Consider the following 12,258-nt stretch of genomic DNA (forward strand, 5'->3'; position numbering starts at 1 on the left):
CTAAGGTATTATCCTTGCCAATTTCGTCCTTTATTTCTCCAACTAAGTTGTCATTCATGATTAGCATTAGCCAAGCACAATTAGTTCGCGGTACCAAGACCTTGCTCGATGAAGCCTCATTAACCATCTATCCTGGCCACAAGGTCGGCCTAGTGGGCGCCAATGGCACAGGTAAGTCATCACTAATGGCGCTGATCTTAGGACAACTTCATTTAGACAAGGGTGAATTCAGCTTACCAGCGGGTTGGCGCATCGCTACTGTGGCCCAGGAAACCCCAGCCCTTGAGGTATCGGCTCTTGAATATGTTATCGATGGTGACACTGAGTACCGTCAGTTAGAAGCTCAGTTGCATCAAGCCCAAGCCGATGATGATGGTAACGCCATCGCACGCATTCATGGACAAATTGATGCTATTGGCGGCTATGCCATTAAAGCCCGCGCTGGCTCACTATTAGCCGGCCTAGGTTTTAGTGAAGTATCACAAAGCAATGAAGTAAAAAGCTTTTCTGGTGGTTGGCGCATGCGCTTAAACTTAGCCCAAGCGCTGTTATGCCGCTCAGAATTGTTATTACTCGATGAGCCCACTAACCACTTAGACTTAGATACCATGTACTGGCTTGAAGGCTGGATTAAATCCTATCAAGGCACCCTTATTCTTATCAGTCATGATAGGGACTTTATCGACGGTATTGTCGATGAAATCGTCCACGTAGAACATTACAAACTAAATTTCTACAAGGGTAATTACAGCGCCTTTGAACGCATTCGCGCCGAACGTTTGGCTCAGCAACAAGTGGCTTTTGAGCGCCAGCAAAAAGAGCGTGCGCATATGCAAACTTTCGTCGACCGTTTCCGCTACAAGGCCAGTAAGGCTAAGCAAGCTCAGAGCCGTTTAAAGGCATTGGAGCGCATGACGGAATTACTGCCATCCCACGCTCAGAGCCCATTTTATATGGAGTTTCGTGAGCCAGAAGCCTTGCCAAACCCACTTATTGCCATGGAGCAAGTGTCCGTTGGCTATGGCGATACCACCATTTTAAGCAAGGTACATTTGAACTTAGTGCCAGGCGCTCGCATCGGTCTTTTAGGCCGCAATGGCGCAGGCAAGTCGACCCTCATCAAACTGTTATCTGGGCAATTACAAGCCAAAACGGGTCTGTATCAGCCTAATCCCGGCGTCAATATTGGTTACTTTGCCCAGCATCAGATAGAGTTTTTACGCTTAGATGATACCCCGCTGCAACATCTTGTGCGCTTAGCGCCCAATGCTCGAGAGCAAGAGCTGCGTAACTTCCTTGGCGGCTTTGGCTTCGATGGCGATATGGTACTTTCCCCAGTGCGGCCCTTCTCTGGCGGCGAAAAAGCCCGTCTAGTCTTAGCGCTGCTGGTATGGCAAAGGCCTAACCTGTTGCTGCTCGATGAACCCACCAACCACTTAGATTTAGAGATGCGTCACGCCTTAACCATGGCACTGCAAACGTTTGAAGGCGCGATGGTGATAGTGTCGCACGATAGGCATTTATTACGCTTGAGCTGTAGTGATTATTACTTGGTTGACCAAGGCGTGGTCACAAGCTTCGATGGCGACCTAGATGATTACCATCAATGGTTGTTGGAAGCGGCTAAAGCGGCTCAATCAACCCCAGCCAATGGTGATGATGCCAAGCCATTGCAAGATAAAAAACAGCAAAAGCGCATCCAAGCCGAACTAAGGCAAAAAGTGTCGCCACTCAAGAAGTTGCAAGCCAAGCTTGAAACGGCCCAGGACAAATATGCAACACGGCTCAAAGAATTAGAAGCCGCATTAGCCGATACTAGCCTCTATGACGCTGAGAACAAGGCGCAAATGACGGCGGTATTGAATGAGCGTACCCAGCTGACTCAAGCCATGGAAGAAAGTGAAATGAATTGGTTAGAGCTACAAGAGCAGATCGACGAGATAGAACTTGAGTTCGAACTCGAATAGTGTATTAATAACAAGCGATAATAAAAAAGAATCATTTTTATTTAGCTAATATTAAGTCGATTGAATTTTAGTTTTGGCTCCTTTGGTCGCCTTAAACTTTGTGACCTTGGACATCGAAATCAAAGGGCCATATTCAAATTAGATACAACGACTAAGATGCCAGCTGATGCACATCTGGATAAATAAAAATGCGCCCTATGGTGACTAACAACCAAGGGATGTAAAAACAAACAGGGATAAACATATGGGTATGCCAATGATGACGCCACAGAAATACCGCTTTAGCCCGCAATTATGGCAAGATTGTGAGCAGTATTACTTAGTCAATACAGAGCACTACCTATCCCTACAAGACACCTATCAGGTCAATGTAAACTTGCTGCTATTGGCGCAATACTTAGACCAACAAGCCTTATTTTTCAATCAGCAGCAGTGGGAGAGCCTCACCGCCTGCATAGAGTTATGGGAAAATAACGTGGTTCAGCCTTACCGTAAATTACGCCGACTGACTAAACCCCATATGGACAGCACTGAGTATGAAAAAATGCTCAATGTCGAACTCATCATGGAGCGTAAATCCCAACAAATGTTGCTACAAAGACTCAACCAACTCCAGGCCGATGGGGATGCCAGCAACATCAATAACTACCTCAGCCTATTCGGTCTAGACGAAACCGTCGTCGCCTAGGCCTATGGCTTCTGCCTGCAGTTTTACCATACTTTGCAGACCCATTTCGGCACTCACCCACCTAAAGCCGTCATTGTTGAATCTTGGAAAGATATGCAGGTGAAAGTGTTTTAGCTCATTAAAGCTGCCATTATTCTGAAGTAAACTAACTCCTTCGGATGAATATTTCTTCACTATTTTTCGATAAATGGCTCTTGCTACCAGCAATATCTCCGCCATGACATCCTCTGGGACATCAATAAAATCGTGATAGGGTTTCTTAGGGCAAATTAATGCATGACCTAGGTTGATAGGGTCATGATCTAAAAATGCGATGACATTATCCGTTTCGTAAAGAATTACGGCATCAACTTCTCGTCTAACAATTTGCTCTACAACCGTCATCCCAGCTCCAAAATAGACAAAAATTTAGTATTCCTACTCTTCTCATAACACCACCATCTAAGTGATACATACAGACTTAGCTATCATCTAATGTGAATTTTACGACCATAAAAATACTCCAAGTCCCTTGAAGTACAAACCATAAAAGTCACAATATTTTTTATTTCGGTACATTTCCCATAAAATGCAATAAAAGCAGTCTCTTTGCACAATTATCCGGCTAAATTATTACAGTTATGTATAATAAAATAATTAATAGTAAGATAATAAACTAAAGTTTGAGAGCTATGTTGAATCCTAAATATAAAGTCTTGATTGAAGAAGCGAATGCCAGAGGCAAAGATCACGTTTCGATGCAGTTATGTGGCGAGTTACTGTCGCTCAACCAGGTAATTGTTGAGCAATGTAGCGAGCGTGTGGGACAACATGCCTTATCGGAAGGCCGTTTTGTGGTCATGTTACTGCTTTACAACATGGGAGAGCTTACCCCCTCTGAACTTTCCAGCATGACAGGCTTAACCCGTTCGGCAATGACTTCCGTTATGGATTTTTTGGAAAAACATCAATATGCGGTACGCAATATGGGCTCTGCTGATCGACGCTCATTTACCGTGAGTATGATCGACAACGGCAAGGTATTTTTCGAGCAAGTACTTGAATCACAATTAGATTGGCTAGCCTGCTTGAGCGACAGTTTAGATGCCGATGAGAAACAGCAGTTTTTACATCTGACCCGTAAAATAGCGTTAGGCCTGAAACAAGATTAATACTCTAGCTGCCCAGCAATCATATGCTGGAGCAGCCAAGGTACTATTCGTCTAATCCGTCATTTCTCGAGGGCTTATTTCACACACTGTATTCCATTTTGTTCGGCAGATTAAATGGCCTAGCATGTCCAAACTCGGCATAAGATACAATTGATGAAATTAACAGTTTAGCTTTAGAGTGCGCATGTTAAAGCGATTTGCGATCACTTGCTCGGCAAGTCCGTCTTGTAATTGGTTCATGATCTGCTTGCCATATTCAGATAAACCTTGTCCTTCACTCATACACTTTCCCCCTCTGGCAGTGTTTCTACTCGGACAGCATTAGTGGCCGCAAGCGCCAATAACACCAGCGAGCATGCGATCGCTACCCCTGAGCAAATCATTAATACTGAGAATGAAAATTGTGAAACTAACCAAGCACCCAATAGCGCCCCTGAACCAATCGCCGCATTAAAAATAGACACATATACCGCAGATGCTGGGAAGGCTCTGTGCTGCGCAGTTTTTAACACCCAAGTTTGAAAGCCGACAAACACACTCGATGTCGCCAGTCCCCAAACAGAGATAAGCAGCACAATAGCGGTTTGAGTTAACGCTTGCGCCCCTATCCCTAATGTCACTAACACACAGGCAATAGCGACTATGGCCACTGCTATTAAGCGCTTTAAGTACTTGTCAATAAAAGCACCTGTAATGAAGTTCCCCAATAATCCTGCACAGCCAAAAGTAAATAACATCATGGCTATCATAGTGTTGGATACTGAGTCACTGGTTTGCAGATACGGTTCTATAAAGGTAAATGCAGTAAAATGAGCCGTAATAGCAATAAAGGTTGCGGCATAAATCTTTAGTAACAAGGGGTCTGTTATGACTTGCTTGAGTGCACTCACCCCCAGTTCACTGTTCGCTTTTACCGAAGGAACTAAGCAGAGGATCCCAACTAAAGATAAAACACTGAGCAAAGAGATTAGCCAGAAAGCACTTTGCCACGTCCATTGACTGCCAATAAAATTAGCCAATGGCACACCAAATACACTGGCGGCAGACACCCCAGCAAACACAATCGATGTGGCTAAACCAAGCTGCCTTGCTGGCACTAACGACATTGCCAGTGCACCTATCATGGCCCAAAAAGCACCGTGTGATAATGCCCCTATCACCCTCGCGGCTAACAATAAGGTGTAGCTGCTCGCTAAAGCAGACAATACATTTGAGACCAGCAAGATAAAAATTAGCCCCAGTAATAAACGTTTTTTAGATACATTCCCCAAAAAAATACTCGACAATAAGGCGCTAATGGCACCAATCCAAGCATATAGCGTGACGGTTAATCCAATCATGGATTCCGACTGATTCAAACTTTCCGCCATAGGGGTAAGTAAACCTATCGGGGCTAATTCTGCAGTAACAATTGTAAATGTTGAGATGGCAAGAATAAAAATTGCCAGCCACATTTTTAGGTTGGAGCTAAATAAATGATTATTTTCAGACATAATAAACTCAAAATATAATAATACTAACTTAGTAAACAAACCGTTAACTGAGGTTATTTAATACGGAATTAATAACGTTCGCCTTTAACAATAAAGGCATCACTGAGTTCGGTGAGATGTTGATAATCACTTTGACTTAATGAGATAGCTGCAGCAGCCACATTCTCACGCAAATATTCAATCCTTTTAGTACCAGGAATACTGATCACATTAGTGCGATGTTTTGACAACCAGGCCAAGGATAACTGTGCTGCGGTACAGTTATTAGCTTGAGCCAGTTGAGCTAACGCCTGAGTGAATTGGTTGTTATGAGCCAAATTTTCTTGATTAAAACGGGGTAAGTTTTGCCTAAAATCTGTCACCACTAAATCATCTTTCGATTGAATCGCACCGCTTAGTAAACCTCGACAAATAGGGCTGTAAGCAACAAAACTAATACCTAATTGTTGGCACGTATCCAGTACCCCATTGCGCTCCACGTCACGGCTAAGCAAAGAATACTCAGTTTGAATGGCGCTAAGACCTTGTCGTCCTTGGGTATAGGTCAGCAAACAATCGTGAGCGAACAGGATATTTTCTGCACTGACTTCCGAGAGGCCTACTGCCCTAATTTTACCTTCAGAGAGCAATTCTGCCATGGCTTGCATTGCCAATTTAATACTCTGTTTGTCATCTTTTACTCGGTGTAAATAATAGAGATCGATATGTGTGTTTAAACGCAAAGTACTACGATCACAACTGGCCTTTATATATTCTGGACTGTTATCAATGTGACGAGCTGTTGGCTGACTCTTGTCCCTGACAATACCGCATTTAGTCGCTATGATTAACTCCTCTCTTGCCGGATGTTGTGAGAGTATTTCTGATAATAAACGCTCATTTTCACCATAAGCGTACATGTCTGCGGTATCAAAAAAGTTTACCCCCAGCGAAATGGCTTCTTTTAATACTTGATAAGCATTTAATGGCTCAGCCTCACCATAAAATTCCGACATCCCCATGCAACCCAAACCCTGAGTTGAAACCTGAATATCACTATTGCCTAATAAGATTTTCCTCATGAATTCATCCTTAAATTACCCTTAACAATATAGTACGATATCGTAATATCAACACCTAAACAGTGCTAAGTCAACTCTGTTTATAAACTTAACAGCTGGTATGGCGCTAAAGCCGCTTCAGGGCAGGGTATTGCTGAGTGGCACTTAAGTAATTTCAAACTAAAGATGGAGGGCACTACATGAAGTGAGAGGGGGCACTCGAAAGACAGGGCCACCACACAGAAGTACAGTCATTTGGTGAGACAATAATGACCTTATTGCCTTTTATTAATAGATTATTGAGCTCTTATGTTGGCAGCGCCATTAAACGCTGGCGTTTAATGGCGCTAATTTAACAGCTTATCCAACAACAGGCTTTAGCCTTTGAGCTAGCAGACTGGCATTGCGGGCAACGAGGGCGTAAATCGACAGCTGCGGATTTGCTCCTAGGCTGGTTGGGAATACAGAACCGTCCATGACAGATAAGTTTTCTAAATAATGGCTGCTGCCTTCGCTGTTGACCATGGAGATGAGTCTGTCTTCCCCCATAGGGCAGCCCCCCATCACATGAGCCGATGCTACAACTGTGCGAAGTAAACCTAAATCTGCGGTTTCAATCTCAGCCTTAGCCTCTGCCCAAGAATTAAGTTGTGGCAGTCCCTCAGTCATAGGCCTAACTTGCTTTGCCCCTGCAGCAAATTGCAGTTCGGCCATGCTTAAAAATGCCCTTTTCGCCCCTTGCCAAAAACCGTCAGTTAATGGGTAATCTAATGCGAAGCCGCTGTCGGTTAAGCGCACTTGACCGCCTGGGCATTGCTCATTAAAGCCGTCACGAATAAGGGCGATAACCACTTGCATGCGATTGAAATTTTTCATCAGTTCGGCATGACTTTGACCATAGCCTAAGGTTTTTGAGGCCACCAGCACAGGGTGCACCGGCGCCACTTCCAACTTGTAGCCTAGATCGCCACTTGCGCCATCACGCCAGACAAACTCATCTGAATAAATGGATTGCGGCGCACCGCTGTGGCCTTTGATTTGTTCATCATAAATACCGCCAGACAATAAAGACGGATGCAGGAAGGTTCTACCCAGCAGTTCGAAAGGATCGGGCGTGTTCGAGCGCATTAATAACGCCGGCGTATGGATGGCGCCAGCGCTTAAAATGTAGTGCTTAGCCGAAAACGTCAGCGTGGTACCTCGAGGCTCAAAGTTCGTGTTCACCACTTGCGCCTTAAGGCCAGTGACCTTGCCTTCACTGTGTTCAATCTGCATCACTTTAGCGCGGCTGATTAGCTGAGCCCCCGCATCTAAGGCGCTGGGGATCGTGGTCACCAACATAGACTGCTTAGCATTCACTGGACAACCCATGCCGCAATAGCCAGTGTTCCAGCAACCTTTCACATTGCGTTTAATTACCGTACTTTGCCAACCCAGCTTGTTACAGCCTTCGAGCAAGGCACCATTGTTGCGATTAGGTTCATACAACCAAGTGCTGATATTAAGTTGCTGCTCCATAGTATCAAACCAAGGGGCAAGGCTCTGCGTATCCAAACCAACGACAGATTTTTCCTTGGCCCAAAAGTCTAAGGTTGGCTCAGGTGTGCGAATGGATGTGGTCCAGTTAATGGTGGTAGCACCGCCGACTGTACGGCCTTGAAAAATACTAATGCCTTTATCGGCGGTTTTCATCGAGGCCGCCTGCTGATAAAGATTCGGGTAAGCGGTACGCTCTTCCATATCAAAATCTTTAGAAGATTTAAGCGCCCCCGCCTCTATCATTATCACCTTAAGCCCAGCCTGAGTGAGAATATCAGCGGCGACCCCACCGCCTGCACCCGTGCCAACGATGACGACATCGGCCTCAAAGTGCCGCGAGACCTGCAAGGTACTGGCATCAATATGCAACCAGCCGCCTTTAAGACCATTCTCTATGGGATCACTAATACTCAAATTTAACACTCCAATTAACTCACGCTCAGCGCTTAACTTTGTTCTAAGAACATATTTTATGATCTAATACGCTGAGCTAAATACCACAAATTTAGGAAAATACTGACTACTTAAGCAGGAAGCTAGGTTTAGCGTAACCTATGCCCCCCCAGTGCTCCGGGCAGGCGTAGTAACTTGCCATCACCAGCTCTCGTAAACCTAAATACGCGGTTTGCAGTAGCTGCAAATAATGAAAACGCCAAGATTCCAGCATGCTGATTAATTGCTGAGGTTGACGCATTATGAGTGGGGTTACACTACCGCTTAACAGCAAGAGTCCTAAACGACTTTCAAGCTGCCCTAAGAGCTCTGCAAGCTCTTGTTGTTGCTCACTTGGCAGGACCTTAATCGCCTCAGAAATAGCATCTAAGGTACGATTAATGACAATTTCTCTTGGCTTGGCCACTTCAGGCAGCATGCCATCGAGAAACACTGGCACTAGCACGCTAAAAAGTAATCGTGAGTACAAATCCTCCGCAGGGGCTTCCACCTTGTTGGGGTAAAGGTTCACCCCCAAGGCTAAGGCTGCAGTTCCGACAAAAGCGCCGGTTAAAAAGGTGCGTCTCTGCATAGGCAGGTTCTCTCAGTGTAATTTTATGTCTTTGTCGTCGGCTGAACATCTATGGTAGAGTGGCTCGGATTATCTTGTACCAAGCTGGACAGAAGTACCCTTTATGAATAAGCAGTTTACACCACCTTGGTGGGCACTTAACCCACATATCCAAACCATTTTACCTTTGATATTCAAAGTCGCAAGACCTACGACATTCAGGCAAAGACAAGAGTTGGACGATGGCGATTTTATCGATCTCGATTGGCTCGGCAGTCCACAAAATGGTGACCCTATTATGGTCATCATACACGGTCTTGAAGGTAGCGCCGATTCTCATTATGCCCGCCGCATGCTAGTTGCTGCCAAAGCAGCCAAATTGTGCGCCGTGGTGCATCATCATAGAGGCTGCTCCGGCGAGCCCAATCGCCTCGCACGCAGTTATCACAGCGGCGATACCCAAGACTTACACCATACATTAGAGCAGCTAAAACACTATTATCCTGAATCGCCTTTATTTGCCGTGGGCTACAGTTTAGGCGGTAATGTGTTGGCTAAATACCAAGGTGAGTTTCAAGATAAAAGCTTGATTGACCGAGCTGTAGTGATCTCGGCGCCGCTGCAACTGGCCGCCTGCGCCGAAAAATTAGAACGTGGTTTCTCTAAAATTTATCAAAACTTTTTGCTCAAAAAGCTGCGAAAAAAAATGCGTCAAAAACTTAGGACGCCCATTATCGGCAAGCTAATGCCTATTTCTCGCTGGCAACTGCGAAAACTGCGCACCTTTGAGGCCTTCGACGATAAAGTCACCGCGCCGCTGCACGGTTTTACGGGCGTGGCGGATTATTATCAGAGATCCAGCGCTCTGCCTTACCTTAAAAAAGTCTGCAAACCTACCTTAGTGATCCACGCTATGGATGACCCTTTCATGACCGCGGCAGTCATGCCACAAGCGCATGAGTTATCAGCCAATGTGAGCTATGAGGCCCATGCATTTGGGGGGCATGTGGGCTTTATTGCCGGCGGCTTTCCTTGGAAACCCAAATTTTACCTCGAACCTAGGGTATTAAGCTTCTTACAGCAAGGTAATCTCTGATGCTAGTCCCCTATCAAGCCTTACAAGGCTTGCCCAGCGAGACCCTAGAAAACCTCATCAAAGAATACTTATTCGCCCAAATCGAAGACGGCAGTTTTGGTCAATTACAAGATGATGCCTTAAGCCACGCCATAAGCCAGTGCCATCAAGCACTAAAGAGTGGCGAGCTAGTCGTAGAATACAGTGAAGATGATGATTCCATAGCCATTCGCCATAAAAATCATCTATTAAGCGGCAGCTAAGCCCATTGCCTAACGCGTAAGAGTGCCGTATAACTTACAGGTTATACGGCTCACTTTAGGTAATCACATGTCGGCAAAACACCCTATCATAGCTGTCACAGGCTCCTCTGGGGCAGGTACAACCACTACGACCACGGCCTTTAGTCATATTTTTAGGCAACTTGGGATCAATGCCGCTTTTATCGAAGGCGACAGTTTTCACAACTTCACTCGCGCCGAGATGGAAGTGCTTATTCGTAAGTCCAAAGCCGAAAACCAAAACCTGAGTTATTTTGGCTCCCAAGCCAACGACTTCCCAAAACTGGAGGAGTGCTTTCGTACCTATGGTGAAAAAGGCCAAGGGCTGACACGAAGCTACCTGCATACGTTCGATGAAGCCGTGCCTTTTAACCAGATGCCAGGCACCTTCACCCAGTGGCGGCCGCTGCCAGAGAATACCGATATCCTTTACTACGAAGGCCTGCATGGTGGCGTTGTGACCGAAGATGCCGATGTAGCCAAGCATGTGGATTTACTTATTGGTATGGTGCCAATCGTGAATTTAGAGTGGATCCAAAAAATTATCCGAGACACTTCAGAGCGAGGCCACAGCCGCGAGAAAGTTATGGGTTCCATAGTGCGCAGCATGGATGATTACATCACCCATATGACGCCGCAATTCTCCCGCACTCACATCAATTTCCAGCGGGTGCCCACGGTCGATACCTCCAACCCTTTTAGCGCTAAAGACATCCCAAGCCTAGATGAAAGCTTTGTGGTGATCCGTTTTCGCGGCATGAATAACGTCGATTTTCCGTATTATTTAAGCATGCTGCAGGGATCGTTTATGTCTAGGGTCAATACCATGGTGGTACCTGGCGGTAAAATGTCTTTGGCCATGGAGTTGATTTTAACCCCACTTATCAGAGATTTAATGAATAAAAAACTCGCGCAGCAATAACTGAGCGAGTCAAGATAAGGGCAACATGTCAGGCAATAATCAAGCTTGGGCTGTTATTGTTGTTTAAGCGTGTCCTCAAGGGAAATGACTTCTCGATAAGCTTGCTTGTTCTGATAGTGCTGTAATCTGCGCTGAAACTCATCATGACTTGCAGGCTCTGGCTGTTGCTTAAGCGCATCGATGGCTTTCTCTTGTGTTTGCACTGCCAAAGAAAAGTCACCCACTTCGGCATAAGCTGCTGCAAGGTTATCAAGATTCGCTGGGTCATCTTGGTTATCTTGTAACAATTTCAGTGACAACTCCACCGCCCGTGAGCCGTCCCTAAACTGCGCCTCTGGGCAGGTTGCTAAAATCCATGCCACATTGCCTAGGGCCACCGCATCACCCACAGCAGAGAACTGAGTCACCGCCTTGCCACAATCACGGTTAACCCCATTGCCGCCAGATGAGTAAATAAAGCCTAAGCGAAAATGGGCCCAAGGATCGCCTGCCTGACTCAAGGCTAAATACCAACGCTCAGCAAGGGCTAAGTCCCGCGGAAATAATTTACCTTCAAAAGACAGGTCGGCTAAGGTTTGCTGCGCCTTAAGGTGACCTTGCAACGCCGCTTGCTCAACCCAGTGAAGCCCTGTTTTTACATCTTTTTCCATATGGCGGCCAGATAGATTCATCAAGCCTAATAAAAATTGAGCTTCTGGGTCTCCCTGCTGGGATTTGAGCTGAATTTGCATCAACTTAGTCGCAGCTTGTGATGCGGGCGTTGATGGCAAGCTAAAGGCTTGCGCTGTTTGCCAACCGCTTGCCAAATAAAGACTTAAGGCTAACACGGCAAATTTAGGGGAATACGTCACAACCAACCTCTGTACTTATCTAACGCTTATGAATAGCAACATTAACCATCAACGCCATGCAATACAACTAGTATAGTTATTTCACTGATTAAAAATCCGCATCAGTGACTCAGCATAAGCATGATTGACTCAGGCCTGTTAAGCTAAATAGACATTTAGGTTATCGATAACGGAGAATAAATCTCCCAGTTATGCTAAATGTACCGACTTCAATGGTACAAACACGATCTTGGTCAAAGTTTTGTCTT

13 protein-coding genes are annotated in these 12,258 nt (G+C 45.5%); 6 read left to right on the plus strand and 7 right to left on the minus strand.

Translation table 11 applies throughout. The features are described from left to right. Positions 1-56: 56 nt before the first annotated feature. Complete coding sequence (locus tag SDEN_RS16520; RefSeq protein WP_041405865.1) at positions 57-1,967, plus strand: ABC transporter ATP-binding protein; 1,911 nt, start codon at positions 57-59, stop codon at positions 1,965-1,967. 244 nt (positions 1,968-2,211) lie between these two features. Beyond that, positions 2,212-2,655: a TIGR02444 family protein gene (locus SDEN_RS16525; protein ID WP_011497600.1), complete on the plus strand. Its 444-nt coding sequence runs from the start codon at positions 2,212-2,214 to the stop codon at positions 2,653-2,655. Here the strand turns inward: SDEN_RS16525 and SDEN_RS16530 are convergent. Next, positions 2,632-3,039, minus strand: coding sequence for an HIT family protein (locus SDEN_RS16530; protein ID WP_011497601.1), 408 nt, complete (start codon positions 3,037-3,039; stop codon positions 2,632-2,634). The genes SDEN_RS16525 and SDEN_RS16530 overlap by 24 nt on opposite strands. Positions 3,040-3,326: 287 nt before the next feature. Here SDEN_RS16530 and SDEN_RS16535 point away from each other — a divergent pair, with 287 nt between their 5' ends. Continuing rightward, positions 3,327-3,806, plus strand: a complete 480-nt coding sequence (locus tag SDEN_RS16535; RefSeq protein ID WP_011497602.1) for a MarR family winged helix-turn-helix transcriptional regulator — start codon at positions 3,327-3,329, stop codon at positions 3,804-3,806. A 159-nt stretch (positions 3,807-3,965) separates the two neighbouring features. Here SDEN_RS16535 and SDEN_RS20980 read toward each other — a convergent pair whose 3' ends face one another. The 5 genes from SDEN_RS20980 to SDEN_RS16555 all read right to left on the minus strand — a co-directional run bounded on the left by SDEN_RS20980 (position 3,966) and on the right by SDEN_RS16555 (position 8,902). After that, the gene (locus SDEN_RS20980; protein WP_269571443.1) at positions 3,966-4,088 is read right to left on the minus strand and encodes a hypothetical protein; all 123 of its coding nucleotides are present in this window, start codon (positions 4,086-4,088) and stop codon (positions 3,966-3,968) included. Continuing rightward, positions 4,085-5,299, minus strand: coding sequence for an MFS transporter (locus tag SDEN_RS16540; RefSeq protein WP_011497603.1), 1,215 nt, complete (start codon positions 5,297-5,299; stop codon positions 4,085-4,087). The genes SDEN_RS20980 and SDEN_RS16540 overlap by 4 nt, the downstream gene beginning before the upstream one ends. Before the next feature lie 68 nt (positions 5,300-5,367). Beyond that, a complete protein-coding gene (locus tag SDEN_RS16545; RefSeq protein WP_011497604.1) occupies positions 5,368-6,360 on the minus strand; it encodes an aldo/keto reductase in 993 nt (330 codons plus the stop codon). 339 nt (positions 6,361-6,699) lie between these two features. Then, on the minus strand, positions 6,700-8,292 hold the full coding sequence (locus SDEN_RS16550; protein ID WP_011497605.1) for a GMC family oxidoreductase: 1,593 nt from the start codon (positions 8,290-8,292) through the stop codon (positions 6,700-6,702). Positions 8,293-8,398: 106 nt separating this feature from the next. Beyond that, positions 8,399-8,902: a hypothetical protein gene (locus SDEN_RS16555; RefSeq protein WP_011497606.1), complete on the minus strand. Its 504-nt coding sequence runs from the start codon at positions 8,900-8,902 to the stop codon at positions 8,399-8,401. Between the two features lie 103 nt (positions 8,903-9,005). On the opposite strand from SDEN_RS16555, the gene SDEN_RS16560 reads away from it, so the two are divergent. From SDEN_RS16560 to SDEN_RS16570, 3 genes are all read left to right on the plus strand, one after another. After that, positions 9,006-9,977 carry a hydrolase gene (locus SDEN_RS16560; protein ID WP_011497607.1) on the plus strand — a complete coding sequence of 324 codons (972 nt, stop codon included), beginning with the start codon at positions 9,006-9,008 and terminating at the stop codon, positions 9,975-9,977. Continuing rightward, positions 9,977-10,219 carry a YheU family protein gene (locus tag SDEN_RS16565; RefSeq protein ID WP_011497608.1) on the plus strand — a complete coding sequence of 81 codons (243 nt, stop codon included), beginning with the start codon at positions 9,977-9,979 and terminating at the stop codon, positions 10,217-10,219. Before SDEN_RS16560 ends, SDEN_RS16565 begins: the two co-directional genes overlap by 1 nt. A gap of 67 nt (positions 10,220-10,286) precedes the next feature. Then, positions 10,287-11,159 carry a phosphoribulokinase gene (locus tag SDEN_RS16570; protein ID WP_011497609.1) on the plus strand — a complete coding sequence of 291 codons (873 nt, stop codon included), beginning with the start codon at positions 10,287-10,289 and terminating at the stop codon, positions 11,157-11,159. A gap of 53 nt (positions 11,160-11,212) precedes the next feature. Here SDEN_RS16570 and SDEN_RS16575 read toward each other — a convergent pair whose 3' ends face one another. Continuing rightward, positions 11,213-12,010: a tetratricopeptide repeat protein gene (locus SDEN_RS16575; RefSeq protein ID WP_011497610.1), complete on the minus strand. Its 798-nt coding sequence runs from the start codon at positions 12,008-12,010 to the stop codon at positions 11,213-11,215. Between the last annotated feature and the right edge of the window lie 248 nt (positions 12,011-12,258).

The sequence above is a fragment of the Shewanella denitrificans OS217 genome (assembly GCF_000013765.1).
In the GTDB taxonomy this organism is placed as follows: domain Bacteria; phylum Pseudomonadota; class Gammaproteobacteria; order Enterobacterales; family Shewanellaceae; genus Shewanella; species Shewanella denitrificans.

Coding starts and splice junctions, on each gene's coding strand:
- SDEN_RS16520 (WP_041405865.1), top strand. CDS start 57: ATGATTAGCATTAGCCAAGCACAATTAGTTCGCGGTACCAAGACCTTG.
- SDEN_RS16525 (WP_011497600.1), top strand. CDS start 2,212: ATGGGTATGCCAATGATGACGCCACAGAAATACCGCTTTAGCCCGCAA.
- SDEN_RS16530 (WP_011497601.1), bottom strand. CDS start 3,039: ATGACGGTTGTAGAGCAAATTGTTAGACGAGAAGTTGATGCCGTAATT.
- SDEN_RS16535 (WP_011497602.1), top strand. CDS start 3,327: ATGTTGAATCCTAAATATAAAGTCTTGATTGAAGAAGCGAATGCCAGA.
- SDEN_RS20980 (WP_269571443.1), bottom strand. CDS start 4,088: ATGAGTGAAGGACAAGGTTTATCTGAATATGGCAAGCAGATCATGAAC.
- SDEN_RS16540 (WP_011497603.1), bottom strand. CDS start 5,299: ATGTCTGAAAATAATCATTTATTTAGCTCCAACCTAAAAATGTGGCTG.
- SDEN_RS16545 (WP_011497604.1), bottom strand. CDS start 6,360: ATGAGGAAAATCTTATTAGGCAATAGTGATATTCAGGTTTCAACTCAG.
- SDEN_RS16555 (WP_011497606.1), bottom strand. CDS start 8,902: ATGCAGAGACGCACCTTTTTAACCGGCGCTTTTGTCGGAACTGCAGCC.
- SDEN_RS16560 (WP_011497607.1), top strand. CDS start 9,006: ATGAATAAGCAGTTTACACCACCTTGGTGGGCACTTAACCCACATATC.
- SDEN_RS16565 (WP_011497608.1), top strand. CDS start 9,977: ATGCTAGTCCCCTATCAAGCCTTACAAGGCTTGCCCAGCGAGACCCTA.
- SDEN_RS16570 (WP_011497609.1), top strand. CDS start 10,287: ATGTCGGCAAAACACCCTATCATAGCTGTCACAGGCTCCTCTGGGGCA.